The following is a 23,768-nucleotide window of genomic DNA, read 5'->3' on the forward strand; positions in this document are numbered from 1 at the left end:
GCCGCCCTTTTCGCATTTCACTGTGGGGTCGCCGTTACGCCAGGCGATGGGCGTCGTACTGACCATGTTCACGGAACCGGTCGAGATAGGTCGGCAGGATCGCAGCCAGGGTGCGCGGTTCGATGCCCAGCCCCTGAAGAGTGAGACCTTCCTTGATCTTCTCCTCGGACACCACGTTGTCCGACTTGAGCAGGGCGACCTGGTCTGCGGTCAGCGGCGCGCCGGGCAGCAGCTGCATGATCTTGCCCATCACGGTGGCCACCTCGAAGGGGATCGGCAGCAGCGGGCGCTTGCGGCGGGTGACATGGAGCATGATTTCAAGGCATTCCTTGAAGCTCAGCACTTCCGCGCCGCCCAGTTCATAGGTCGCGCCGGCCTTCAGGTCGCCGTCCACGGCCTTGGCAATGGCCTCGGCCACGTCGCAGACATAGACCGGCTGGAAGCGGGTCTCGCCGCCGCCGATGAGCGGCAGGGCAGGGGCGATGCGCGCCATGCCGGCGAACTTGTTGAAGAAGTCGTCTTCCGGTCCAAACACGATGGAAGGGCGCAGGATGACGCTGTCGGGCAGGGTCTCGCGCACGGCCGCCTCACCTTCCGCCTTGCTGCGGGCATAGGCGGACGGGGATGCCGCATCCGCACCGATCGCGGACACATGGGTGATGGCGGAAAGACCGGCTGCGCGGGCCGCCTCTGCGATGGCGCGCGGGCCGAAGGCCTGCACCGCGTCGAAGCTCTGCTTGCCGGAGGGCGCCAGAATGCCGACGCAGTTCACCACCGCATCCGCGCCCTGCACTGCGCGCTCGACCGACCAGCGGTAGCGCAGGTTCGCCTGGATCGGCATCACCTGGCCCGGCATGCCCATGGGCTGCAGATATTCGGCAAGGTCCGGACGGCGCACGGCGGCGCGCACGCGGTAGCCGCGCCGGGCAAGGGCTTGGACCAGATGTCGACCAATGAAGCCGGAGGCTCCGAAGACGGTGACGAGCTTTCCATTGTAAACCGAGGTCATGGCGGGTGCCTCTAATCGCGTCCTGAATATGGTCCGCCGCGCGGAAAGCGGCAGTTTCTTCCAGTCTCTTAGCCCTTTGGCCGCCCCCTGTGAAGAGGTTCTCCACCGGGCTCGGAGAATGGCGAAAAGAATTTGTCGTAATTCGATTGACAAGGCTCGGGAGCCTCCTTAAAAGCCCCTCTCACAGCCCAGGTGGCGGAATTGGTAGACGCACTAGCTTCAGGTGCTAGCGCTCGCAAGGGCGTGGAGGTTCGAGTCCTCTCCTGGGCACCAAGTTTCCTCGAATAGCATCGAGGTGACACGAAAGACCGGCCTTTCAGGCCGGTTTTTTCGTTTTCAGACTGCGTGTCTAGGCCGTGTGCCAGCCTTGAACGATCGTTCTGGCGAGGTCGGACGCCCCCGGTTATCCACTGCCGAAAGAGGGTTTGAAAATTTTCCAACTGGGAAATTGACAAGCGCCGCGCACGTCCTTAGAAGCTCCTCTCACAGCCCAGGTGGCGGAATTGGTAGACGCACTAGCTTCAGGTGCTAGCGCTCGCAAGGGCGTGGAGGTTCGAGTCCTCTCCTGGGCACCAAGTTTCCTCGAATAGCATCGAGGTGACACGAAAGACCGGCCTTTCAGGCCGGTTTTTTCGTTTTCAGGGGGTGGTGCCAACTGCCTCGTGCCGACAGGCGGGCCGTTTTCTCTGCGGCGGAATGATGCGGCTGAACCTGCTGAATCCCCTTGCGGATTTCGGGCCTGCCGTGCTTGGATGGCAAATGTTCATCGGGGCAGGGCGCTGGGAGTCCGCCGTGGCGGAGAGATTATGTACCGGCTGATCACACCGCTGGTGTTTTCCCTGGTGGCCATCATCGGCCTCGGGGCGACGCTGTCGTACCATGAGAATCTGCGCCTGGCAGAAGAAGCCCGTTTCAAGGGCTATGCCCACGAGGCTGCCTTGCGCGTTGCCGCGCGCGCCGAACAGCATCTTTCCCTTCTCCAGTCGACCAAGGCCCTCTTCACGGCCGTCCATGATCAGGTAAGCCCGGAAGCCTTCCGCTCCTTCGCCGCCGGTCTGGATCTGAACGGGCGTTACCGCGGCGTCCAGGGCATCGGCTTTGCCCGCGTCGTCACGCCGGACAATCAGGCTCAGGTCGAGGCGCAGATCGCCGAGACCTATCGTGTGGATCGCAAGGTCTGGCCCGAGCCGGTCGGCAACCTGCGCACTGCCATCGTGCTGCTCGAGCCGGCAACCGAGCGCAATATCGCGGCCATCGGCTATGACATGGCCACCGAACCGCGCCGCCGCGCGGCGATGGAAAAGGCGGTGCTCACCGGTGAGCCTGTGGCCACTGCGCCGCTGATGCTGGTGCAGGAAATCACCGACGTGAAGCAGACCGGCTTCCTCGTCTATCTCCCCTGGTACAAGTCGGTGGAGCTCTCCGCCCTGCCGGATGGCGAGGTGGAGGCGCCGCTGCCCGAGCGCAAGCCCGAGGACGATGCGGCGACCGATGGCGACGACGGGCTGATGAGCCCCCTGAGCGGACCGGACGGTCTGGAGATTGCGGGCTTCATCTACGCGCCCTTCCGCACGGGCGATCTGCATGAGGCTGCGCTGGAGACCGGTCCCTATCTGCCGATCGTCATGGACACGATGGATGTGTCCGAGGGCGAGCGTCTGCCGCTCTATCGCACCGAGGGGTTCGAGGAAGCGGAAAAGGCTGATCGGATCCGGGCCGAGATCAAGGCCAAGGTGGCCGGCCGCGACTGGCTCTTCACCATCTATCCCACCTCCCGTTTCTCCGATCCGGAGCGCTATTACCCGGTCTACGGCATGGGCGTTGCGGTAATCCTGCTGGCCGTCTGCGCTGCGCTCATGACCCACGCGCTCTTCCGGGCGGTGATCACTGCGCGCGCCCTCGCCGGGGCCAACCGGCGCAGCCTGGAGGAAAAGGACCTGATGCTTCAGGAAATGAAGCATCGTCTCAAGAACGCCATCGCGCGCATCGGCGCCATGGCCCGTCAGGCCGCCGCCCGGTCGGAAAGTCTCGAGGATTTCGTCGAATCCTTCCAGGGACGCCTGCTGGCCATGGCCAATGCCCAGGACATGCTCACCCGCTCCCAGTGGTCCAAGGCGCGCATGTCCGATCTTCTGCGCGCGGAAGTCTCCCAGGTGCTGGGCGACGACATCGCCTCCGACGCCCTGCGCGGTCCCGAGGTGGACGTGAACGAGACGGCGACCCAGGCGCTGGGTCTGGTGTTCCATGAACTGGCGACCAATGCGCTGAAATATGGCGGCGTCACCGGGCCGGAGGGCAACCTCTCCGTCACCTGGACCTTCGAGGGCAAGGGGGCCGAGCGCAAGCTGGTGATCGACTGGCAGGAACGCCGCGAGCGTGCCCCCGTGCCGCAGCAGAAGCGTCAGGGCTTCGGCTCCCGTCTGATCGAGCTCAACGTGAACCACGAGCTCGGCGGGTCGCTCACCCGCGATATCGACGAAAGCGAGACCCGCATTCGCCTGGAATTCCCGCTGGACCGGCTGATCTGAGCGGCGCAACTCAACCGGTTGCCTTGATCACATGGTTGCGTTTTCAGAACCATGTGAAGCGCCGGTGCTTGCGCGACCCCCGGACATGCTCTACCTCAACCCGATAACCATTCGAGAGGCCCGAGCCCGGCAGAGCCGGTTGTGACGGGCGTGAAGGAGCTGCTCCGTCCCATGACCATTCGCTATCACAAGAACGATCTGCCGGATCTCTCCAACTACGCCTCGGTCAGTGAAGTCGCCGTGGATACGGAGACCCTGGGCCTCAACCCCCACCGTGACCGGCTCTGTGTCGTTCAGATTTCCCCCGGCGACGGCACTGCGGACGTGATCCAGATCGACCGCGATCAGGAAAGCGCTCCCAATCTTCAGGCCCTGCTGGAAGACCCGGACAAGACCAAGATCTTCCATTTCGCGCGCTTCGACGTGGCGGTTCTCTATCAGAACCTCGATATCGACGTGACGCCGGTCTGGTGCACCAAGATCGCCTCGAAGCTTGTGCGCACCTACACCGATCGCCATGGCCTCAAGGACAATCTGAAGGAGCTGCTGGGGGTGGAAGTCTCCAAGCAGCAGCAGAGCTCGGACTGGGCCGCTGAATCCCTTTCCGACGCCCAGCTCGCCTATGCCGCCTCCGACGTGCTGCATCTCCATGCGCTGAAGGAAAAGCTGGAAACCATGCTGATCCGCGAAGGCCGGGTGGAACTCGCCGAGAACTGCTTCGCCTTCCTGCCGACCCGTGCCGCACTCGACCTGAACGGCTGGGAAGAGACCGACATCTTCGCGCATACCTGAGCCCGTCCGGGTCGGGCGTCCGGGGTTGTTGGCCCCGGATCTCCCGGACCGGCGCAGGCTGCGGGCAGGACCCCCTGAATGACGGCAGCATCCCCCATGACCCGACATCGGACCGGCGGCGAGACCTCGGCCCAGAAGCGAGCCCGGCGGCATTCCCGCTGGGTGCGGGTTCTGCGCGTGCTTCTGCCCCTGACCGGTCTTGCGATCCTCGCCGGCATGGTCGGGCTCATTGCCGTGTTCAATTATCTGTCGAGTCTCGGCCTCGGCAACATCAGCCTCTCCACGGACGGGCTGGTGATGGACCGGCCGGAACTCTCCGGCCATGACGGCGAACGCTCCTACAAGGTTTCCGCCGTCCGGGCCATCCAGCGCCTGTCCGATCCGCGCGTGATCGATCTGGAGACGATCCATGCGGATATTGTGCTCAATCCGTCCCAGAGTGCACAGCTCACCGCACTCAAGGGCACCTATGACAATGGCGAGGAAACGCTGACGCTCTATGATGGGCTTCAGGTTTCCTGGTCCGAGGGTTACACCATCGACCTGACCGACGTGGCCATCGACCTGAAGACCGGGGCGATGCGCACGTCCGACCCCATTTCAATTCGCTCCGACAAGGGGCATATACGTGCCGGACAATTGGATTATGATCAGGACAAGGGCATTGTCCGCTTCACCGATGGCATCCGCATGGTTCTGAACTCGGCCCTTCAGGAGAAAGAACAGGAATGAAGCTGTTTCGCTTTGCAGTCGTTGCCACCGGTCTGATGCTCGCAGGCCTCGCGCCGGCTTCCGCCCAGACCTTCTCCAACGCCTTTGCCGGGTTCGGCTCCAACGATGCGGAGCCGATCCAGATCGAGGCTGAAAGCCTCGAGGTGCAGGACAAGTCCAACAGCGCCACCTTCACGGGCAACGTGGTCGTCAGCCAGGGTGAGTCCCAGCTCAAGACCCAGAACCTCGTGGTGTTCTATGCGGGCTCCGCGGCCGGAAACGTGCAGCAGAGCATCTCCCGCCTGGAAGCCCGTGGCCGTGTCTATATTTCCTCCAAGGACCAGACGGCGACCGGTGACGAGGCCTCCTTCGACATGGACCGCCAGATCATGGTGATGACCGGGGACAAGGTTGTTCTGAGCCAGGGCGAGAACGTGGTCGTGGGCAACAAGCTGACGGTCAACCTGAAGACCGGCAAGGCCGACCTGCAGGCTCCGTCCACAGGCCGGGTCAAGGTGCTCATCCAGCCGCGCAGCGTTCAGGGCAACTGACCGCGAGGGGGGCTCCCCGCCCTCGCAGGGACAGCGCTTTTTGCGTCCGGGCACGTGCCCGGGCGGTTTTTCTTAACCCTTGCCGCCTAGTGTGCGGCCTTTCTGACGACGCGGATTCTCCGCCCCAAGACGGACTGTCTCACCGGTGAAACTCTTCTCCCTTCCTTCGAACGGCGCAAACCCGCAAGAGGCCGGCTCCCGCGGGCATGGGGCTGTCACGGGCGAACCGGGTCTCGGTGCGCTGGTCGTGGAGGGCATCGGCAAGACCTACGGCCGCCGTCAGGTGGTGAAATTCGTAAGCCTGTCGGTCAGTCCGGGGGAGTCCGTCGGTCTTCTGGGCCCCAACGGGGCGGGCAAGACCACGACCTTCTACATGATCACCGGTCTGATCCGCCCGGATCAGGGCCGCATCACCCTCGACGATTTCGACATCACCACCATGCCCATGTACCGGCGCGCACGCCTCGGTATCGGTTATCTGCCGCAGGAAGCCTCGATCTTTCGCGGCTTGAGCGTGGAGGAGAACATCCGCGCGGTGCTGGAAGTGGTTGAACCCAACCGCCGCCGCCGCCAGGAACAGCTCGACGAGCTGCTGGAAGAGTTCGGCCTGACGCACCTGCGCAAGTCCCCCTCCATCGCCCTGTCGGGTGGTGAGCGGCGGCGCGTGGAAATCGCCCGTGCCCTGGCCAGCCGGCCGGCCTTCATGCTGCTCGACGAGCCCTTCGCGGGGATCGATCCGATCGCGGTGGGGGATATTCAGCATCTCGTGCGCCATCTGACCCAGCGCGGGATCGGCGTGCTGATCACCGATCACAATGTGCGCGAGACCCTCGGCCTCATCGATCGGGCCTATATCATCGCGGCCGGTGAAGTGCTGACCGAAGGTCAGCCCGACGAGATCGTCGCCAACCCGGACGTGCGCCGCCTTTACCTGGGTGAACAATTTACGCTTTGATGACATCAGGTCCGTTAGGGTATAAGCAAGAAGCGGACCAACCCAGTTCAAGCAAGGCGACACCCGAGGGATATGGCACTCTCCCCCAAGTTGGAAATGCGGCAAAGCCAGTCGCTGATCATGACGCCGCAGCTCATGCAGGCGATCAAGCTCCTGCAATTGTCGAACTTGGATCTCTCCGCCTATGTGGATGCGGAACTGGAACGCAATCCCCTGCTCGAGAAGGGCGAGGGGGAGGGCGGTGCAGACGCGGGCTCCGACGGCGCTGAGGCGTCTTCCGGTGACTATGCCGACGATTTTTCCGAAAGCTACGGCGACAGCGGCGAGTTTTCCGAGACGTCAGGCTTTTCCGACGGCGGCACCTTCGAGTCCTCCGCCGAGGACTGGATGCAGCGGGATCTGGAGCCGGCGGCCGAGCAGATCGCCAGCCGCATGGACACGGATCTCGGCAATGTCTTCCCCGATGACCCGGGCGTCTCCACCCCTGCGGCCCCCGGCGCGGCGGGCGGCGATGGAGAGGCCTTCCGCAGCACCGGCTCCGGCGGCAGTCTCGGCGAGGATTACAATCTCGAGGCCTTTGTCGCCCAGGACGACACGCTGATCAGTGTTCTGGAAGACCAGATGCATCTCGTGGTCTCCGATCCGCTGGACAAGCTGATCGCCCAGCACCTGATCAATTCTCTCGACGAGAACGGCTATCTGCATGACGATCTGGCTGAGGTCGCCGATCAGCTCGGCGTTCCGGCCGAGCATGTGGAGGCGGTGCTTCTCCTGCTCCAGTCCTTCGAGCCGGCGGGCGTCTTCGCCCGGTCCCTGGCCGAATGCCTGATCCTTCAGCTCAAGGAAAAGAACCGCTTCGATCCCGCCATGCAGGCTCTCATCGAGAACATCGAGCTTCTGGGTCGTCATGACTATCCGGCGCTTCGGCGCATCTGCGGGGTCGATGACGAGGACTTTCAGGACATGCTGACCGAGATCAAGGCGCTGGACCCGCGCCCCGGTCGGCGGTTCGGCGGTGCGCCGGTCCAGGCCATGGTGCCGGATGTGCTGGTGCGTCAGGCCAACGACGGCTCCTGGGCGGTGGAGCTGAACAGCGAGACCCTGCCGAAGGTGCTCGTCAACCAGACCTATTATGCCCGCGTCGTGCGCACGGCCCGCAAGGATGGCGAGAAGGAATATCTCACCGACTGCCTGCAGACTGCCAACTGGCTGGTCAAGAGCCTGGATCAGCGGGCGAAGACCATCCTGAAGGTCTCCAGCGAGATCGTGCGCCAGCAGGACGGGTTCCTGACCTACGGCATCGCCCACCTGCGGCCGCTGAACCTGAAGACCGTTGCCGATGCGGTGGGCATGCACGAGAGCACGATCAGCCGCGTGACCTCCAACAAGTACATGATGACCCCGCGCGGCATTTTCGAGCTGAAGTATTTCTTCTCTTCCGCCATTTCCGCAACCGTCGGCGGCGATGCCCATTCCGCCGAAGCTGTCCGTCACCGCATTCGTCAGATGATTGACGCGGAATCGGTCGATGCCATCCTTTCGGACGACACGATTGTCAAAATCTTAAACGACGACGGCATCGATATCGCCCGGCGCACGGTGGCGAAGTATCGCGAAGCCATGCACATCCCCTCGTCGGTGCAGCGCCGTCGAGAGAAGCGGGTGCGGCGTTAAGTCCCTGATTTTCTGTTTTCTTTCCCTAGAGTTTCGAAGCCGCCATTCGAGTTGTTCCGTCGTGGAAAACAACGCGGAATTCCGCGATTTTCCCGGCTGCGTTGACAGGCGCCGCCATCCTCGCGTATACGACCGCCCGCAAGTGACGTGAGACGAGGGGATGGCGCTTCTGCGCCGAGTGGTCCATTCTGTAGGACGAAGGCATGACCTGTCTTCGACGCCGGGAAACCCGGCGGCCTTTTGGTCCTAACGAGAATAAGAGGTCCCCATGACTTTGCGGATTTCGGGAAAAAACGTCGACGTAGGAGATGCGCTGCGGACGCACGTGACCGATCGTATTGAGGATGCGCTGTCGAAGTATTTCGACGGCGGATTCGACGGACACGTGACGCTGAGCCGGGAAGGCGCGGGCTTCAAGTCCGAATGCATTCTTCGCCTCGACACGGGCATTGTGCTTCAGGCCTCTGCCCAGGACCACGATCCGAGGCCGAGCTTTGACCAGGCCGCGGACAAGATCGAAAAGCGCCTGCGCCGCTACAAGCGCAAGCTCAAGGACCATCACACCCACAACGGCTCCGGCCGTGAGGCTGTTGATGTCGCCTCCTACGTCCTGGCTTCGACCGAGGACGAGGAGGAATTGCCTGCGGACTTCAGCCCGCTGGTGATCGCCGAGACTTCGGCGAAGATCCGGACGCTGACGGTCGGCATGGCCGTGATGGAACTGGACTTGACCGAAGCACCGGTGGTGCTGTTCAAGAATGCGGCGAATGGCGGCGTGAATGTCGTCTATCGCCGCGCAGACGGAAACGTTGGCTGGATTGATCCGGCTCTCTTGGCGGAAAAGTCCGCCAACTAAAGGAAGTGGTACCGGTCTTGCTTGAAAGACTCCGGCGCCTGGATGGGCTGCCGGATGACCTCGGGCAAGACCGATACTCTGTGAACGTAGGCATGATGATGGATCTGAGCGATCTTATTTCGAAAGAGGCAGTGGTTGCCGACCTGAAGGCCAAGAGCAAGAAGCAGGCAATTCAGGAAATGGCAGCCAAGGCGTCAGAACTGACCGGCCTCTCCGAACGCGAGATTTTCGACACTCTCCTGCAGCGTGAAAGGCTTGGATCCACCGGGGTGGGGCATGGCATCGCGATTCCGCACGGAAAGCTGACCCGGCTTGACCGGCTGATCGGCTTCTTTGCCCGCCTGGAAAAGCCGATCGATTTCGACGCCCTTGATGACGAGCCGGTGGACCTGGTGTTCCTGCTCCTGGCTCCGGAAGGCGCCGGCGCGGATCACTTGAAGGCTCTGGCCCGCATTGCGCGCCAGCTGCGCGACGGGTCCGTCGTGAAAGGGCTGCGCAACACCCGCGACGAGGCGGAGATCTATGAGCTGCTGACCCAGCCGCTGTCCTCGTCCAACGCGGCCTGACCCGACCTTTTCAGAGATGATCGACGAAACCCCGGCCTGTCCGGGGTTTTTTCATGTGTGCCGATCTGCTGTCTTCAGACTGGCGCGAGGATGCGGAGCATCGCATTCACCGCCTCCTCGGCGGTCTCGGCGCGCGGCATGTCCGGTTCGGGCGGTCGGGCGATCATCAGCACCGGCAGGCCCAGCTGACGGGCGGCGACCAGCTTGGCAGCCGCCCCTGTGCCGCCGCTGTTCTTCGTCACCACATGGGTCACCGCGTGATCGGCCAGCAGCCTGCGCTCGGCCTCTTCGGAAAGGTCCGGGCGTCCCTGAAGCCAGGTCCAGCCGTCGGGCAGGGCAAAATCCGGTGCCTCGATGCTGCGCAACACGCACGCCAGATGCGCAAGGCCGCCGACATGCTGCGCGACTTCCTGCCGGCCGATGGCGAGAAACGGCCGTGGCGCTTCAAGCCCGAGAAGAAGATCGACGGCCGCCCCGGTCGAGGCAACCTCGGTCCAGTCATCGCCCGCCTCTGGCCCCCAGGCTGGGCGGAGCAGTCTGAGAAGCGGCAAACCGGTAACCCGGCAGGCCTCGGCCGCATGGCGGGTCATCTGCCGCGCGAACGGATGGGTGGCGTCCACCACAAGGCTTGTCTGCTCCCGCCTAAGCCAGTCGACGAGCCCGTCCACGCCCCCGAACCCGCCGATGCGCATGTGGTAACCGGTCGGGGCGAGCGCGGAGATCGCCCCGGCATAGGAGAGGGTCACATGCCAGTCCGGATGGCGCTCTTCGAGGAGCGCGGCCAGCCGCCGGGCTTCCGGGGAGCCGGCGAGAACGAGCACGCGCGGCTCAGCCATCGAAGCTCGCCTCGCCCGTGATGACGCCCTGCCGATCGACGATCAGCACTTCCACATCGATGGGGGCTCCGCGCAGGAGGTTCATCACCGCATCTTTTGCGGCTGCGGCAAGGGGCGTTGACAGATCGAGCCCTTCGGCCAGTGACAGGTCCAGCACTTCCTTGGCCGTGTTGGCTGATCCGCAGGCCTCGATCAGCGCCGCGCTCGCGTCCGCATGCCGCAGAAGATCCTGCAGGAAGGCAAAGTCGACGCGGGAGCGGGCCGAGTGAAGATCCAGCGCCCCTTGCGCCAGCTTGGTGAACTTTGCAAAGCCCCCGGCGAGCGTCAGGCGGGGCACCGGATGTTCGCGCAGATATTTCAGCAGCCCGCCTGCGAAATCGCCCATGTCGAGATAGGCCGCCGGGTCCAGCGTGTGGCGCGTCGCCACGGCCTCCTCCGAGGTCGCGCCCGTGGCGCCCACCACGTGGGTCAGGCCGCCGGCACGGGCGACATCGATCCCCCGGTGAATGGAGGCGATCCAGGCGGCACAGGAGAACGGCCGCACGATCCCGGTGGTGCCGAGAACCGACAGGCCGCCAAGGATGCCGAGCCGCGGGTTCATGGTCTTCAGCGCCAGCGCTTCTCCGTCGTCGATCGAGACGGTGATCTCCGCATCCGCATGGGTACCGTGGCGGACGGCGACGTCCATCAGCGCCAGTTCCATCATGGCGCGCGGCACCGGGTTGATGGCCGGTTCCCCCGGCGGGATGGGCAGGCCGGGACGTGTCACGGTGCCGACCCCGGGGCCGGCCCGGAAGCGGATGCCGGATCCCGCCGGAAGCCGCCTCACCTTTGCCCGAACCATGGCGCCATGGGTGACATCCGGATCGTCGCCCGCGTCCTTGATGATCCCGGCCATGGCCGTGGAACCCCCAAACTCAGGACCGGTGGTCTCATGATCGGCGATCTCATGGCAGGCGAGGGCGAAATGGGTCGTGCCGCCGCGCGGCAGGCTGATCTCCACCGGATCGGGAAACGCGCCGGTCAGCAGCGCCGTGAATGCAGCCTTGGCCGCCCCGGTGGCGCAGGCGCCCGTGGTCCAGCCCCGCCGCAGTTCGGCCGGCTTGGGATCGTGTGCAGTGTCGCGGTCCATCCGCTTGTTATATCCGGAATTTCGGCGCGGAGAGCGGGTTTTCGTGCAGAGCTTCCGGTCCCGTCAACAACTGCGGCAATTGGCGCTTGGCGTGCCGGATGCGGGAGGCTAAAAATCGGGTCATGAGTGCTGCTGATCACCCCACCCCGTCTGATGTCCGTGCGTCGCCTGGGCTGCCGGCGTCCCTGCCCGCCTTCGAGCCGGGCTGGGTCTGGCTGACCGGTGCCGGGCCCGGGGATCCGGGGCTGCTGACCCTGCATGCGCTGAACGGCCTGCGGCAGGCCGATGTGGTGGTCTATGACGCCCTCGTCGACGAGAGCATTCTGGAGTGGGCGCGGCCCGGCGCCATCCGGGATTATGCCGGCAAGCGCGGCGGCAAGCCGAGCCCGAACCAGCGCGACATCACCCTCAAGCTCATCGACTATGCCCGCGCGGGCAAGCGGGTGCTGCGGCTGAAGGGCGGCGACCCCTTCGTCTTCGGGCGCGGCGGTGAGGAAGCGCTGGGTCTGGTGAGTGCCGGCGTGCCCTTCCGCATCGTGCCCGGGGTCACCGCCGGTATTGGCGGCCTCGCCTATGCGGGCATCCCCGCAACCCACCGCGACTGCAATCAGGTCGTCACCTTCCTGACCGGGCATGATCATACCGGCCTGATGCCGGGTGCCATCGACTGGCCCTCCGTGGCGAAGGGCTCCCAGGTCATCGTCATGTACATGGCCATGAAGCATCTGGCCGGGATCGCCGGGCATCTGATCGAGGGCGGACGCAGCCCGGACGAGCCGGTCGGCATCGTCTGCAATGCCTCTCTGCCCGATCAACGCGTGCTGGAAACCACCCTCGGCCGTTGTGTCGAGGATGCGGCGGACGCGAACATGGCCCCTCCGGCGGTTGTCTGTGTCGGAGAGGTCGTGCGTCTGCGGGCCGGGCTCGACTGGCTCGGCGCGTTGGGCGGACGGGAGCTCGTCAGCGATCCGCTCGGCCTTGCCGAAAAGACCCGCTCCAGCGCATGACGCTTCAGCCGAACCCCGCCGGATCTGCACCCACACCTGTTTTCGCCTCTGGCACGCGCGGCTTTCTGGTTGCTGCTCCCCATTCCGGGGCGGGCAAGACCACGCTGACGCTGGCGCTTCTGCGCGCCTTTCGCCAGCGGGGCGTGACTGTTGCCAGCGCGAAGTCCGGCCCGGATTACATCGATCCCGCCTTTCACGCGGCGGCCACCGGCAGGCCTTGCGTCAATCTCGACGCCTATGCCATGTCTCCGGAACAGATCCGCGGCCTGACTGCGATCCGTGCCTCCTCGGTCGATCTGTTCGTGGTTGAAGGCGCCATGGGGCTGTTCGACGGCGCGGCGTCCGGCCAAGGCTCGGCTGCCGATCTCGCCCGGATTCTCGGTCTGCCGGTGGTTCTTGTGGTCGATTGCGCCCGCCAGTCCCAGTCCATCGCCGCCCTGGTCCATGGCTTTGCCAGCTTCCGCGCCGACGTGACGGTCGCAGGCGTCATCCTCAACCGGGTGGCCAGCCCGCGCCACGAGGCCATGCTGCGTCAGGCGCTCGAGCCCCTCCGGCTGCCGGTGATCGGAGCCGTTCCGGCGTCCGACGATCTGGTCCTGCCCGACAGGCATCTGGGCCTCGTGCAGGCGGCGGAACATCCGGATCTCGACGGTTTTCTGGAAGGAGCCGGTGCGCGGATTGCGGCCTGTCTCGATCTGTCGATGCTCCAGTCAGAGATTGCCCGCCCGTTGCCGGCTCACGCGGCCTTTGACCGGGCGCCAGTGTTGCTGCCCCCGCCGGGGCAGCGCATCGCGGTCGCCCGTGACGTGGCCTTTGCCTTTGCCTATCCGCATCTCCTGGCCGGCTGGCAGGCAGCAGGCGCGGAACTGAGCCTCTTCTCGCCGCTTGCCGACGAGGTGCCGGACCCGGCGGCCGATGCGATCTTCCTGCCCGGCGGCTATCCCGAGCTTCATGCGGGACCGCTTGCCGCGAAAGGGCGGTTCCGCGATGGCCTCCGGCTGGCCGCGGACCGGGGCAGCCTCATCTATGGCGAGTGCGGGGGCTACATGACCCTGGGCGAGGCCCTGATCGATGCGCAGGGCGTGTCCCATCCCATGCTCGGCCTGTTGCCGCTCGTCACCAGTTTCGCCGCGCGGCGTCGCCATCTGGGATATCGGCAGCTTGAACCCGTGATCCCGGGCGTCTGGCCCGGCGAGCCACGCGACGAGGACGATGGAGCGCTGATGGGCCACGAATTCCACTATGCCACCATCCTGCACGAGGGTGAGGCGGACCGGCTGTTCCGGGCGCGCGATGCGCTGGGGACCGCCCTTCCCGACATGGGGCTGCGGCGGGCCAATGTGCTCGGATCCTTCGCCCATCTCATTGGCCGCAAGACACCGATGATGGCGGAAACTTGAGCTGCGCAGGGAACCCGATTAACCCGGGAATGTTAGTAAGATACTGAAATACAAGAAACTTTTCTGAATGTTTCTGATTTCTGCATCTGAAACCAAGACTGGGAAGATCACCGTGACACAGTTCAGGAAACTCTCCGCCGCAGCCCTTGCGCTGACAATCGGTCTCGGCGGCATCGCCAGTGCCCAGGCCGCCGGCAAGGGGCCGGAGCGCCCGATGCCGATCGTAAAGATCGAAAAGGCCCGCAAGGACCACAAGGTCGCTAAATCCGAGAAGTGGCGCCACAAGGGCGGCAAGATGCCGAAGGCCTCCATCGGCGCGGAAGTAGATTATCGCAAGCATGGCCTCAGGAAGCCGCCTGCGGGGCATCGCTGGGTCCGCCATGGCAACGACTACGTCCTCGTCGCCATTGGCACGGGCATCATCGCCAGCATCATCGCCGTCACGCACTAGGGGCGGTGGCACGGACCACGAAAGAGAGCCGGGGCGTTACGCCTCGGCCTGCTTCTTCTTGCCCGGCCGCAGCACATGCATGTGGTCGGCGTCGTAGAGCGCGCTGTCGCGGAAGTCCTGTCCGGCGGCCAGCGCCCGCCCGACGAAGATCAGCGCCGTGCGGGTGATCTTCGCCTTGCGCACCTTCTCGGCAATGTCTGTGAGCGTTCCGTGGATGAAGGCCTGATCCGGCCAGCCGACCCGGTAGGCCACGATCACCGGGCAATCGTCGCCATAAAGCGGAGCGAGCTTGCGCTCGATCTCCCGCAGGTTGCGGATCGACAGGTGAATGGCAAGCGTCGCGCCGCTCTTGCCCAGGGTTTCCAGATCCTCGTTGTTCGGCATGGCCGAACTCTGCATGGTCGTGCGGGTGACGATGATCGTCTGCGCCACTTCCGGAATGGTCAGTTCCGTCTTCAGCGCGGCAGCCGCCGCCGCGAAGGCGGGCACGCCGGGCACGACTTCATAGGGAATGCCCAGCCGGTCGAGCCGGCGCATCTGCTCCGCCGTCGCCCCATAGATCGACGGATCGCCCGAATGGACGCGCGCAACGTCCTGTCCCCTGGCATGGGCCGTCTCGATCTCGGCGATGATCTGGTCCAGATGCAGCGGGGCCGTGTCGATGACGGTCGCGTCCGCCGGGGCGGCGGCCACGATCTGCTCCGGCACCAGCGAGCCCGCATAGAGGCAGACCGGGCAGGACTGGATCAGCTTGAGGCCGCGCACGGTGATCAGGTCCGGATCGCCGGGGCCGGCGCCAATGAAATAGACGGTCATGCGGGTTCTCCGGCAGGGGCATCGATGCGCTTGGCATAGCCGCGCGGCGTGAAGACATAGGGCCGCCCGTCGCCACGGGTGCCTAGGCGGGAATTGGACGAGCCGACGAGAACGGTGGTCAGCATGTCCACCTCGTCCACGGTCAGGGCTTGCAACGTCGTCACGCGCACCACCTCCTCCGGCCGGCCGAGATTGACCCCCAGCACCACAGGCGTATCAGCCGGGCGGTGGCGCAGCAGGATCTCGCGGGCCGCAGCCAGCTGGGTGCGCCGGCGCTTCGACACCGGATTGTAGAAGGCAATGACGAAGTCGCCTTCGGCGGCGGCCTTCAGCCGCTTCTCGATCGCCTCCCAGGGGGTCAGCAGATCGGAGAGGGAAATGGCGCAGAAGTCATGGCCGAGCGGTGCGCCGATCCGGGCGGACGCCGCCTGAAGCGCGGAAATCCCGGGCGCATTGACAATCTCCACGCGCTTTGCCGCGTCGGAAACGCCGCCGTGGTCCGCATCCCGGTCGATCAGCTCATAGACCAGCGCGCCCATGGCGTAGATGCCCGCGTCGCCGGAACAGACCAGCGCGACCGTGTTGCCTTCGCCCGCCTTCTCCAGGGCAAAGCGCACCCGTTCCTGCTCCTCGCCGAGGGGGAAGTTGTGGTGCGTCTTGCCGCGAATATGGCCCTTCACCAGATCCAGATAGAGCGAATAGCCCACCACGTCGTCGGCCTCCGCCAGCAGGCGGGTGGCTTCCGGGGTGCGCCAGTCGTCCTGGCCGGGGCCGAGGCTGACGACCGAGAGCTTGCCCCGCGCCCGCCCGATCCGGGTGGCGTCGACTGGGGCAGGGGCTCGGGCAATGGCGACCGTCGCATTGGCGGTCTTGCGCTTCGGCAGCACCAGGGCGCCGGCCTCGCCGACACTGGCCAGCGCCGCGCCTTCGCTCACCCCGTGACAGCCGACCTCGGCAAAGACGACCTCCGATGGGGTGGCCAGACGCGGGCTCTCCTGCTCCAGCCGCGCGGCGGTGAAGACGCGGAAGGGAACGTCCAGATGGGCGGCAAGGGCGGCCATGGCCGGTTCGTCGGCCTTGAGGTCGAGGCTGGCCACGCAGGCCACCGCACCGGGGGCCACATTCGCCTCGCGCAGGGCGTCATGCACCAGCGCGATCAGCTCGTCTTCTGCGCAACCCCGGGCACAGCCCACGCCGATCACGTGGGTCTGCGGGTGGAAGACGAGTTCTGTCGGTGATCCGCTCTCCGGTGCCTCGGTGATGGTGAGCTGCAGGTCGGCGTTGCCGCTGACGGGCAGGCGCGCACGGGTGAGCCAGGGTGCCTCTCCCGTCACGGCGATGGACGCTCCGGAAAGGAGTTCCGCCATTACCGGCTTGGCATCTTCCGGGTTCGCCAGGCGCCAGCCGGCGGGCGGCTGGTCCAGCGCGATGCCGAGCGCCGTGTCGCCGGCCGTTGTCACCGCCGCATGGCCGTCGAGCACCCGCGCCAGCGCCCGGGCCAGATCGTTGCCGCCGTGATGTCCGCCGATCAGCGGCACCACGCTGGCGCCATCTTCCGAGATGGCCAGCACCGGCGGCTCCCTGCGCTTGTCGGCCAGAAGCGGACCCAGCGCCCGGATCAGGATACCGCTGGCGCAGATGCCGAGGATCGGATGACCGGCCCGGAAGAGCTGCTGCAGGTGGGTGATCGTTTCGTTGAACAGCGTATCGGCGTCACGGATGCGCCCCGCCAGCCCATGCAGCACGGCGCCAGGGACGCTGGCCTCCAGCTTGCGGGCGGTGGCCAGTCCGGCCTCGTTCAGAACGACGATGATGGGGGAAGCATCCACGCTTCGTCTCCCTTGTAGATCAGGATCATGGAAAAATAGGGGGCGCTGTCGCCGTCCAGGTCGGCAAGCGGCAGGGCGCGGGCATGGGGCTGGCTGGCGCGTTCCACATAGCCCGCCCGGTCCAGCATGCCCATGTCCGACAGCAGGGCCTTGAGCCGGGGCAGGTGACGGCCGACCTTCATCAGCGCGATGGACTGGGCGGCCTCGATGCGGGCGCGCAGCTCGTCATCGGGCAGGGGGCCGGGCAGCACGGTCAGCACGTCGTTGCGTGCCGTGAGCGGCCGCTTGAGTGCTGCCGCGCAGGCCGTCAGCGACGTCACGCCGGGCACAATCTCGCAGGGAAACCGCTCGGACAGCCGCTCGAACACATACATGAAGGAGCCGTAGAAGAAGGGGTCGCCCTCGCAGAGCACGACCACATCCTCGCCCGCAGACAGGGCTTCGGCGATGGTCTCGCTCGCCGCGTCATAGATCGCCTGGGCAGGCGCCCGCTCAACCCGCATGGGCATGACCATGGGGATCTCGCGCAGATCCGGCGCGAGCAGGTGGGCGGCGATGGAGCGCGCCAGGCTCTCGCCCGTGTCCGGCGCCGGATAGGCCACGACCCGCGCGGTCGAGATCAGCCGATGCGCCTTCACGGTCATCAGCTCCGGATCGCCGGGGCCAAGCCCGACGCCATAGAGGGTCCCGGTCATGCAGATACCTCGTGCGGCTGCGAGTGCTGCGCCCCTCGCGGCGGCGAGAAGTGCCCCCCTCGCGGCAGCGAAAACTGCCATTGCGTGACGGGCATCATCGGCCGCCAGCCGGTCAGCCCGCCCACCTTGTCGGCGCGCTGCACCGAGAGCCGGATCAACTCGCCGCCGTGGCGTTCATGCGCCCCGAGCAGAACGGCTTCCCCTTCCAGGGTCACCGCATTGGCGACCAGCCGGCCACCGGGTTTCAGGCGTGCCAGACAGGCTTCCACGATCCCGGGCGCGGTCAGGCCGCCGCCAATGAAGATGGCATCCGGGTCGGGAAGGTCTTGCAATCCTTCGGGGGCGGCCGTGTCCCGCAGGTCGAGGCCGGGAACGCCGAGGGCCAGCGCATTTTCGCGGGCCATCAGGCGCCGTTCGGCGTGAGGGTCGAGGCCGATGGCGCGGGTGCTGTCGCCGGCGCGCATCCACTCGATGGCGATGGATCCGCAGCCGGATCCCACGTCCCACAGCAAGTCGCCGGGCAGGGGGGCAAGGGCGGCCAGGGTGACGGCGCGCACCTCGCGCTTGGTCATCTTGCCGTCATGGCGGAAGGCGGTGTCGGGCAGTCCGGGCACGCGGGCAAAGACCGCCGCATCCCCTTGCGCGATCAGCTCCAGCGCCACGGTGTTGAATTCCGCCGAGGGCTGATCCCAGCTTTCGGCAAGGCCCGAGCCGATGCGCTCCTCTGCCCCGCCCATGTGATTGAGCACGGTCAGTCGCGAGGCACCGAACCCGGTCTGCGTCAGGATGTGGGCCACCTGCGCCGGGGTGTCGCCATTGCTGGTCAGCGTCAGGATCCGGCGGCCGGGCTGGAGAAAGCCGTTGAGCATCTCCACCGGGCGGCCATGCAGGGACAGGCAGGTGACCTCCTGCAGGGGCCAGTGCAGCCGCGCGGCCGCCAGCTGAAAGGCGGAAGGGCTTGGCAGGACGAGCATGTCGGCGGGGTCGAGATGGGCGGCCAGCGCCGATCCGATGCCGTACCACTGCGGATCGCCTGTGGCGAGGATCGCGACCGGCGTGCCCTTCAACGCGGCAAGCGCGTCATAGACGCCAGCGAAGGGCGACGGCCACACCCGGCGCTCCGCCGATGTCGGGGCGTCACAAAGCGCCAGATGCCGTGCGCCGCCATAGACGACATGGGCACGGGCCAGGGCTTCGCGGCCCGCTGCCGAGACCGAGCCGTCCTCGCCGATGCCGATCAGGGTCAGCCAGGGGGCCGAGGGCGCGGAAGGAGTGCTCGTCATCGCTTCTTGCCTCCCGGTCCGAGGCTCGACGGCTTCGGTGCCGCCTTGCGGGTGGGAGACGTCGCCGCAGCCTTGCCACTCGACAGGCTGAAGGGCTTCACGGGGATCGCATCCAGGCTCTCCACCTGCGGTTCTTGCACACCCGACGCCTGCCGGGTGCCGCGCGCCTTGCGCGGTGTGCCATCCGCGTCACGGGGAATGTCGGCCCCCGCGCCGCCGTGGGAGAAGAAACCGATGGCGCGCCGGCCTTCCGGCTTGCGCAGACCGGACCGCAAGCCCTTCCTGTCGGGCGTGTCATCGCTCATGCAAGGGTCTCCTCGATCAGGCCTGCGGCCAGACCATTGACGGCTGCTGCGGCCAGAGCCGAGCCGCCACGGCGGCCGCTCAGGGTGAGAAACGCCAGGTCGAACGGGTTTTCGGCGAGTGCGGCCTTGCTTTCCGCAGCGCCGACGAAGCCGACGGGCAACCCCAGGATCACGGCGGGCTTCGGTGCACCTTCCGCGATCCGCTCCAGCAGGTGGAAGAGGGCGGTGGGGGCGTTGCCGATGGCGACCACCGCACCGTCCATCCCCTCGAGCCAGAGATCGACTGCCGCCGCCGACCGGGTGGTGCCGAGCGCAAGCGCATGGCCGGGCACCCGGTCGTCGTTCAGGGTGCAGATCACCTGATCCGGCTTGGGCAGATAGCGGCGGATGATGCCGTGCCTGACCATTTCCACGTCGCAGAAGACCGGAGCGCCGGCGGCAATGGCTTCCCGGCCCCGGGCGACCGCCTGCGGCGACCAGACCAGATCGGTCATGAGATCCGTCATGCCGCAGGCATGGATCAGCCGCACGGCCACCGGCGCCAGATCGTCCGGCAGGCCCGCCAGCGCAACCTCGTCCCGGATCGTGGCAAAGGACTGCCGGTAGATCGCCGTGGGATCCCGCTCGTAGTCGTAGGCCCGATCGGGGGCCGATGAGGGCAGGGACGCCGGATGCGGGTGCATCGGGGTCATGACTTCGGATTGTTCATCGAGCGGGGCCCAAGCGGGTGATCCGCATGGGGGTAGGGATGATGATGGTGACCATGATCATGAGAGTGGCCATGGCCATGGTCATGGGAATGCGCATGGTCGTGCTCATGCCCGTGCCCGTGGCTGTGACCGTGGGAATGGTCATGCCCGTGGGTGTGATCATGATTGTGATGATGCCCGTGGTCATGCCCGTGATGATGATCATGACCGTGGTCATGGGAATGGTGGTGATGTCCGCCCTTGCGCACCTGTTCTTCGCAGGCGCCCGTGCAGAACTCCTCGCAGAGACGGCATTCGGCTTCCGCGCCCAGACCTTCCACGTGATGGTGATGGCTTTCCTGCGCCAGACCAACTTCCGCCTCGAAGCCCAGCACCTGTTCCCGGTACTTGCACATCTGGCAGTTCATTACGTTGGCGCCCTGCAGGATCTCCTGCACCCGGTCGGCCATCGTGTCGATCACCTGCGGGTGGTCGTTGAGATAGCCGGCCTTCAGGAACTCGATCTCCGGATGCCGTTCGGCCACCTCGTCGGTCGCCGAATAGATCCGCTGCACCAGAACGCCGGTGAAGAGGAAATAGGGGAAGACGATAATGCGCTTGTAGCCAAGCCGTGCCGCATGCTCCAGGCCGGGAGTGACGAGCGGGAAGGTGACGCCGGAATAGCAGGTTTCCGCCCAGCCGAAGCCCATGCCTTCCCACAGGAGACGCATGATCTTGGTGACGTTGGAATTGGCATCCGGATCGGACGCGCCGCGTCCCACCACCATCAGCAGCGTGTCGTGCGGATCGACCCGGGTCGGCGCACTCTCGATGGCCTCGCGGATCCGGTCGGCCGCCGCGCGCACCATGCGCGTGTCCACCGCCAGTTCCCGGCCATAGGTGATCTTCATCTCCGGGTGCTTGGCCTGATAGGTGTTCAGCACGCTGGGAATGTCGTTCTTCGCGTGGCCGGCGGCAAACAGCATGCCCGGCACCGCGAGCACATGGGTGCAGCCCTGTTCGCGCAGCTTGTTCAGCCCGTCGTGGATCACCGGATTGGCGAATTCCAGATAGCCATATTCCACCGGCCAGTCGGGAAAGCGGGCCTTCAGCCCCTCCGCCAGCTTGGCAAACTGACCGACGGCACCGCGATTGCGCGAGCCGTGACCGCAGATCATGAGACCGAGTTTCTCAGCCATCATGCAGCCTCCGCTTCGCCGGCATCCGGCGCCCGGTCCGCGTCTGCCGCCTTGGCTTCGGCCTTTGCCTTGCGCTTGCCCTTCAGCACGCCGAGACCCGCAAGCACCACGGCGCCGGCCAGTGCGGCGACCCCGGCCCAATGGGAATGGCCGGCGACCTCGCCCAGATGGCCAAGATGCGCATGGGCGGCCGTGGGAAGCATGCTCAGCAGGCCAAGCGAAAGGCCGAGGCCGACGGCATTCTTCGGCCGATGGAGGATGGGCAGGCCCATGATGTCGTTCTCCCTCACGAGGATCGTGTTCCGGTGTGTCCGGCGGATGGCGGCGGCGATCTTGGGGAGAAAGCGGATGCAGGACGAACCCCCGCAGACGGGTGTCGCAGGGTTCCTGTCATGCAGACAGCTCCGGACTGGGTCCCCGACATGGGTCGACCGCCACCGGAATCGCTTTCAGCCCGTTGCCGGGCGCCGTCCAGATTTGCGCCTAAGCTAGGCGAGCTGTGCAGTGCAATCAACCGGGAAGCGCGACAATTTCAGGGACTTCGACGAATGGACCGCGCATGGCGTCCGGATCGCGACAGCTTGCACCTCCTTTGCAGCCTGCCCCCTTGGCGCAGCGCGCCAAACCGGCTCAATTGGGAGACGGACACCCCGGCAGACGGACACGGGGGCGCGAAAGAACGGTCAGGGATCTGGCCGGATGACACGGGAGGACGACATGGCAACGGTCAGACTGGTCACGGACGACGAGGCATGCGACGAGGTGCGGGCGGTCTTTGCCGACATCCGCGCGACACGGGGAACCGATTTCATCAACAACTTCTGGCGCGCCCTGGCCGTGGACCCGAAACGGCTGAAATCCACCTGGGAAGAGGTCAAGGACGTGATGGTCGCACCCGGCGAGCTTGATCCCCTGACCCGCGAATTGATCTATATCGCGGTCTCGGTCGCCAACAGCTGCTCCTATTGCGTCCATTCCCACACGGCGAGTGCCCGGGCCAAGGGCATGACCGAGGGCCAGTATGGCGAGCTGCTGGGCATCGTCGGCCTCGCCGCCAAGACAAACCATATCGTCACGGCCCTTCAGGTGCCCGTCGATCCGGAGTTCGACCTCGCCCGAGGCTGAATGGCCGACGACAGGGGGCCGGGCCCCCTGCAACAGACCGTCGAGACGTCATGATCCCCTCTGCCGCCATTCTTCTCGCGCTGCTCGTCACCGGGGCGCTTCTCCTGCGACCCGGCTTGAGGGAATGGCGGTATTGGCGGGCCATGGTGACACCGCTCGCCTCCATCATCGGCAGCGGGTTCCTCGTGCTCGGCCCCATTCTCATGCATGCCTACGGGGCCTGGGCCCCGGCGGTGATGCTGGGGCTCTGCGCCGGGGCCTATCTCTTCGGCGCGGCGATCCGCTTCAACATTGCCGAGCGGGAGGACGGACAGATGCGCGGTGTCCTGCTCACCGGGCTCGAGGAGATCTCGTCCTGGGCGCTGGCCTTCGCCTATTTCGTTTCGGTCGCTTATTACCTCAATCTGTTCGGCGCCTTCGGCCTCGATCTCCTGCCCTTCGAGGGAGACCTCTGGCCGAGAGTGCTGACAACCGTCGTCCTGCTGATCATCATCGTCGTCGGTTCGACTTTCGGCTTCCGTTCGCTCGAGCATCTGGAATATGGCAGCGTCACCGTGAAGCTTGCCATCATCGCCGGGCTTCTCGTGGGGCTCGCCGGTTTTGCGGCAGGCAAGGCCCTCGGCGGCGGTCTGATCCTGGATCCGCCGACAGAGGCGGGATGGGCCGCGCTGACCCTGGCTTTCGGTCTTCTGATCACCGTGCAGGGTTTCGAGACCTCGCGCTATCTGGGCTCCGAATACGATGCCGGCCTGCGCATCCGCTCCATGCGCGGGGCTCAGCTTCTCTCCACGGCCATCTATCTCGTCTATATCGTGCTGATTGCCTATGTCTTCCCGGCGGCGGACCTGAGCCTGAGCGAGACGGCCATCATCGATCTCATGCGCCGGGTCTCCCCCATCCTGCCGGTGATGCTGGTTGCGGCCGCGCTTGCGGCCCAGTTCAGTGCGGCAATCGCGGACACGGGCGGGTCCGGCGGGTTGATCATGGAGGCAAGTGGCGGTCGCCTGTCGGAGCGCATGGCCTATTTCGTGCTGGGCGCCGTGGCCCTGACGCTCACCTGGACCGCCGACGTGTTCCAGATCATCACCTATGCCTCCCGGGCCTTTGCCGCCTATTACCTGCTGCAATCGGCGATCGCCATGGTGCTGGCGGCCCGGCGCGGACGGCCAGCTCTGGCGCTTGGCTTTGCTGTCCTCACCGTGCTGGCCGGCGCCGTCGTGATCTTCGGGCAGTCGGTGGCGGCGTGAGCTTCCGCACGGCTCGAGGAGAAAGCCGCCCCTGCACCCTTGCCCCCGGGCGGCACAGAGGCTAGAACGCGCGCCCCGGTTCCGGTCCACCCTGACGCTCTGTCCCAATCCT

Annotated in this window: 24 protein-coding genes and 2 tRNA genes; 15 read left to right on the forward strand and 11 right to left on the reverse strand. The window is 65.8% G+C overall.

The features are described 5' to 3' along the window. Positions 1 to 34: 34 nt before the first annotated feature. A complete protein-coding gene (locus FR728_RS00190; protein WP_149890662.1) occupies positions 35 to 1,009 on the reverse strand; it encodes a complex I NDUFA9 subunit family protein in 975 nt (324 codons plus the stop codon). Positions 1,010 to 1,195: 186 nt separating this feature from the next. On the opposite strand from FR728_RS00190, the gene FR728_RS00195 reads away from it, so the two are divergent. The 10 genes from FR728_RS00195 to ptsN all read left to right on the forward strand — a co-directional run bounded on the left by FR728_RS00195 (position 1,196) and on the right by ptsN (position 9,642). Beyond that, positions 1,196 to 1,282, forward strand: a tRNA-Leu gene (locus tag FR728_RS00195). Between the two features lie 215 nt (positions 1,283 to 1,497). After that, positions 1,498 to 1,584, forward strand: a tRNA-Leu gene (locus tag FR728_RS00200). A 231-nt stretch (positions 1,585 to 1,815) separates the two neighbouring features. Next, on the forward strand, positions 1,816 to 3,537 hold the full coding sequence (locus FR728_RS00205) for a CHASE domain-containing protein (protein ID WP_188318743.1): 1,722 nt from the start codon (positions 1,816 to 1,818) through the stop codon (positions 3,535 to 3,537). A 171-nt stretch (positions 3,538 to 3,708) separates the two neighbouring features. Further along, positions 3,709 to 4,329 (forward strand): ribonuclease D, encoded by a 621-nt coding sequence (locus FR728_RS00210; RefSeq protein ID WP_149890664.1) that lies wholly within the window; start codon positions 3,709 to 3,711, stop codon positions 4,327 to 4,329. Positions 4,330 to 4,407: 78 nt separating this feature from the next. Then, entirely contained in the window at positions 4,408 to 5,061 is a 654-nt protein-coding gene (gene lptC / locus FR728_RS00215) for an LPS export ABC transporter periplasmic protein LptC (RefSeq protein ID WP_149890665.1), read from the forward strand. Then, on the forward strand, positions 5,058 to 5,591 hold the full coding sequence (gene lptA, locus FR728_RS00220) for a lipopolysaccharide transport periplasmic protein LptA (protein ID WP_208998596.1): 534 nt from the start codon (positions 5,058 to 5,060) through the stop codon (positions 5,589 to 5,591). Before lptC ends, lptA begins: the two co-directional genes overlap by 4 nt. A 145-nt stretch (positions 5,592 to 5,736) precedes the next feature. After that, positions 5,737 to 6,546: an LPS export ABC transporter ATP-binding protein gene (lptB, locus tag FR728_RS00225; RefSeq protein ID WP_188318744.1), complete on the forward strand. Its 810-nt coding sequence runs from the start codon at positions 5,737 to 5,739 to the stop codon at positions 6,544 to 6,546. A gap of 72 nt (positions 6,547 to 6,618) precedes the next feature. Continuing rightward, complete coding sequence (rpoN, locus tag FR728_RS00230; protein ID WP_149890666.1) at positions 6,619 to 8,220, forward strand: RNA polymerase factor sigma-54; 1,602 nt, start codon at positions 6,619 to 6,621, stop codon at positions 8,218 to 8,220. A 268-nt stretch (positions 8,221 to 8,488) separates the two neighbouring features. Beyond that, positions 8,489 to 9,076, forward strand: coding sequence for a ribosome hibernation-promoting factor, HPF/YfiA family (gene hpf / locus FR728_RS00235; RefSeq protein ID WP_149890667.1), 588 nt, complete (start codon positions 8,489 to 8,491; stop codon positions 9,074 to 9,076). Between the two features lie 98 nt (positions 9,077 to 9,174). Beyond that, positions 9,175 to 9,642, forward strand: a complete 468-nt coding sequence (ptsN, locus tag FR728_RS00240; protein WP_149892120.1) for a PTS IIA-like nitrogen regulatory protein PtsN — start codon at positions 9,175 to 9,177, stop codon at positions 9,640 to 9,642. 74 nt (positions 9,643 to 9,716) lie between these two features. On the opposite strand, the gene FR728_RS00245 is transcribed toward ptsN, so the two are convergent. Together FR728_RS00245 and FR728_RS00250 are read right to left on the reverse strand one after the other, a co-directional pair. Then, complete coding sequence (locus FR728_RS00245; protein ID WP_149890668.1) at positions 9,717 to 10,478, reverse strand: cobalt-precorrin-6A reductase; 762 nt, start codon at positions 10,476 to 10,478, stop codon at positions 9,717 to 9,719. Then, entirely contained in the window at positions 10,471 to 11,610 is a 1,140-nt protein-coding gene (locus FR728_RS00250; RefSeq protein WP_149890669.1) for a cobalt-precorrin-5B (C(1))-methyltransferase, read from the reverse strand. Before FR728_RS00250 ends, FR728_RS00245 begins: the two co-directional genes overlap by 8 nt. Before the next feature lie 122 nt (positions 11,611 to 11,732). Here FR728_RS00250 and cobA point away from each other — a divergent pair, with 122 nt between their 5' ends. The 3 genes from cobA (at position 11,733) to FR728_RS00265 (ending at position 14,468) form a co-directional block, all read left to right on the forward strand. Further along, entirely contained in the window at positions 11,733 to 12,617 is an 885-nt protein-coding gene (gene cobA / locus FR728_RS00255; protein ID WP_149890670.1) for a uroporphyrinogen-III C-methyltransferase, read from the forward strand. Continuing rightward, positions 12,614 to 14,017 carry a cobyrinic acid a,c-diamide synthase CobB gene (locus FR728_RS00260; protein ID WP_149890671.1) on the forward strand — a complete coding sequence of 468 codons (1,404 nt, stop codon included), beginning with the start codon at positions 12,614 to 12,616 and terminating at the stop codon, positions 14,015 to 14,017. Before cobA ends, FR728_RS00260 begins: the two co-directional genes overlap by 4 nt. A gap of 112 nt (positions 14,018 to 14,129) precedes the next feature. Further along, complete coding sequence (locus FR728_RS00265; RefSeq protein ID WP_208998597.1) at positions 14,130 to 14,468, forward strand: RcnB family protein; 339 nt, start codon at positions 14,130 to 14,132, stop codon at positions 14,466 to 14,468. A 36-nt stretch (positions 14,469 to 14,504) separates the two neighbouring features. On the opposite strand, the gene cobM is transcribed toward FR728_RS00265, so the two are convergent. The 8 genes from cobM to FR728_RS00305 are packed head-to-tail and all read right to left on the reverse strand — an operon-like array spanning position 14,505 to position 21,556. Next, positions 14,505 to 15,284 carry a precorrin-4 C(11)-methyltransferase gene (gene cobM, locus FR728_RS00270; protein WP_149890673.1) on the reverse strand — a complete coding sequence of 260 codons (780 nt, stop codon included), beginning with the start codon at positions 15,282 to 15,284 and terminating at the stop codon, positions 14,505 to 14,507. After that, positions 15,281 to 17,113, reverse strand: a complete 1,833-nt coding sequence (cobJ, locus tag FR728_RS00275; RefSeq protein WP_149890674.1) for a precorrin-3B C(17)-methyltransferase — start codon at positions 17,111 to 17,113, stop codon at positions 15,281 to 15,283. Before cobJ ends, cobM begins: the two co-directional genes overlap by 4 nt. Further along, entirely contained in the window at positions 17,083 to 17,808 is a 726-nt protein-coding gene (gene cobI, locus FR728_RS00280) for a precorrin-2 C(20)-methyltransferase (RefSeq protein ID WP_149890675.1), read from the reverse strand. Before cobI ends, cobJ begins: the two co-directional genes overlap by 31 nt. Next, entirely contained in the window at positions 17,805 to 19,091 is a 1,287-nt protein-coding gene (cbiE, locus tag FR728_RS00285) for a precorrin-6y C5,15-methyltransferase (decarboxylating) subunit CbiE (protein ID WP_149890676.1), read from the reverse strand. Before cbiE ends, cobI begins: the two co-directional genes overlap by 4 nt. Next, positions 19,088 to 19,396: a hypothetical protein gene (locus FR728_RS00290; protein WP_149890677.1), complete on the reverse strand. Its 309-nt coding sequence runs from the start codon at positions 19,394 to 19,396 to the stop codon at positions 19,088 to 19,090. Before FR728_RS00290 ends, cbiE begins: the two co-directional genes overlap by 4 nt. Continuing rightward, positions 19,393 to 20,088, reverse strand: a complete 696-nt coding sequence (locus FR728_RS00295; protein WP_244304335.1) for a precorrin-8X methylmutase — start codon at positions 20,086 to 20,088, stop codon at positions 19,393 to 19,395. Before FR728_RS00295 ends, FR728_RS00290 begins: the two co-directional genes overlap by 4 nt. Beyond that, positions 20,085 to 21,284 (reverse strand): sirohydrochlorin chelatase, encoded by a 1,200-nt coding sequence (locus FR728_RS00300; protein WP_149892122.1) that lies wholly within the window; start codon positions 21,282 to 21,284, stop codon positions 20,085 to 20,087. The genes FR728_RS00295 and FR728_RS00300 overlap by 4 nt, the downstream gene beginning before the upstream one ends. Continuing rightward, positions 21,284 to 21,556: a DUF6732 family protein gene (locus FR728_RS00305; RefSeq protein WP_208998598.1), complete on the reverse strand. Its 273-nt coding sequence runs from the start codon at positions 21,554 to 21,556 to the stop codon at positions 21,284 to 21,286. The genes FR728_RS00300 and FR728_RS00305 overlap by 1 nt, the downstream gene beginning before the upstream one ends. Positions 21,557 to 22,001: 445 nt before the next feature. Here FR728_RS00305 and FR728_RS00310 point away from each other — a divergent pair, with 445 nt between their 5' ends. Together FR728_RS00310 and FR728_RS00315 are read left to right on the forward strand one after the other, a co-directional pair. Further along, positions 22,002 to 22,409 carry a carboxymuconolactone decarboxylase family protein gene (locus tag FR728_RS00310; protein WP_149890678.1) on the forward strand — a complete coding sequence of 136 codons (408 nt, stop codon included), beginning with the start codon at positions 22,002 to 22,004 and terminating at the stop codon, positions 22,407 to 22,409. A 50-nt stretch (positions 22,410 to 22,459) separates the two neighbouring features. After that, positions 22,460 to 23,656, forward strand: coding sequence for an APC family permease (locus FR728_RS00315; protein WP_208998599.1), 1,197 nt, complete (start codon positions 22,460 to 22,462; stop codon positions 23,654 to 23,656). The last annotated feature ends 112 nt before the right edge of the window (positions 23,657 to 23,768 follow it).

Source organism: Roseibium aestuarii (assembly GCF_008477545.1).
In the GTDB taxonomy this organism is placed as follows: Bacteria; Pseudomonadota; Alphaproteobacteria; order Rhizobiales; family Stappiaceae; genus Roseibium; species Roseibium aestuarii.

Coding starts and splice junctions, on each gene's coding strand:
- hpf (WP_149890667.1), top strand. CDS start 8,489: ATGACTTTGCGGATTTCGGGAAAAAACGTCGACGTAGGAGATGCGCTG.
- FR728_RS00315 (WP_208998599.1), top strand. CDS start 22,460: ATGATCCCCTCTGCCGCCATTCTTCTCGCGCTGCTCGTCACCGGGGCG.
- FR728_RS00260 (WP_149890671.1), top strand. CDS start 12,614: ATGACGCTTCAGCCGAACCCCGCCGGATCTGCACCCACACCTGTTTTC.
- FR728_RS00210 (WP_149890664.1), top strand. CDS start 3,709: ATGACCATTCGCTATCACAAGAACGATCTGCCGGATCTCTCCAACTAC.
- FR728_RS00250 (WP_149890669.1), bottom strand. CDS start 11,610: ATGGACCGCGACACTGCACACGATCCCAAGCCGGCCGAACTGCGGCGG.
- cobA (WP_149890670.1), top strand. CDS start 11,733: ATGAGTGCTGCTGATCACCCCACCCCGTCTGATGTCCGTGCGTCGCCT.
- lptC (WP_149890665.1), top strand. CDS start 4,408: ATGACGGCAGCATCCCCCATGACCCGACATCGGACCGGCGGCGAGACC.
- FR728_RS00300 (WP_149892122.1), bottom strand. CDS start 21,284: ATGGCTGAGAAACTCGGTCTCATGATCTGCGGTCACGGCTCGCGCAAT.
- ptsN (WP_149892120.1), top strand. CDS start 9,175: ATGGATCTGAGCGATCTTATTTCGAAAGAGGCAGTGGTTGCCGACCTG.
- FR728_RS00205 (WP_188318743.1), top strand. CDS start 1,816: ATGTACCGGCTGATCACACCGCTGGTGTTTTCCCTGGTGGCCATCATC.
- FR728_RS00310 (WP_149890678.1), top strand. CDS start 22,002: ATGGCAACGGTCAGACTGGTCACGGACGACGAGGCATGCGACGAGGTG.
- rpoN (WP_149890666.1), top strand. CDS start 6,619: ATGGCACTCTCCCCCAAGTTGGAAATGCGGCAAAGCCAGTCGCTGATC.
- FR728_RS00295 (WP_244304335.1), bottom strand. CDS start 20,088: ATGACCCCGATGCACCCGCATCCGGCGTCCCTGCCCTCATCGGCCCCC.
- FR728_RS00290 (WP_149890677.1), bottom strand. CDS start 19,396: ATGAGCGATGACACGCCCGACAGGAAGGGCTTGCGGTCCGGTCTGCGC.
- FR728_RS00305 (WP_208998598.1), bottom strand. CDS start 21,556: ATGGGCCTGCCCATCCTCCATCGGCCGAAGAATGCCGTCGGCCTCGGC.
- cobI (WP_149890675.1), bottom strand. CDS start 17,808: ATGACCGGGACCCTCTATGGCGTCGGGCTTGGCCCCGGCGATCCGGAG.
- cobM (WP_149890673.1), bottom strand. CDS start 15,284: ATGACCGTCTATTTCATTGGCGCCGGCCCCGGCGATCCGGACCTGATC.
- FR728_RS00190 (WP_149890662.1), bottom strand. CDS start 1,009: ATGACCTCGGTTTACAATGGAAAGCTCGTCACCGTCTTCGGAGCCTCC.
- FR728_RS00245 (WP_149890668.1), bottom strand. CDS start 10,478: ATGGCTGAGCCGCGCGTGCTCGTTCTCGCCGGCTCCCCGGAAGCCCGG.
- lptA (WP_208998596.1), top strand. CDS start 5,058: ATGAAGCTGTTTCGCTTTGCAGTCGTTGCCACCGGTCTGATGCTCGCA.
- cbiE (WP_149890676.1), bottom strand. CDS start 19,091: ATGACGAGCACTCCTTCCGCGCCCTCGGCCCCCTGGCTGACCCTGATC.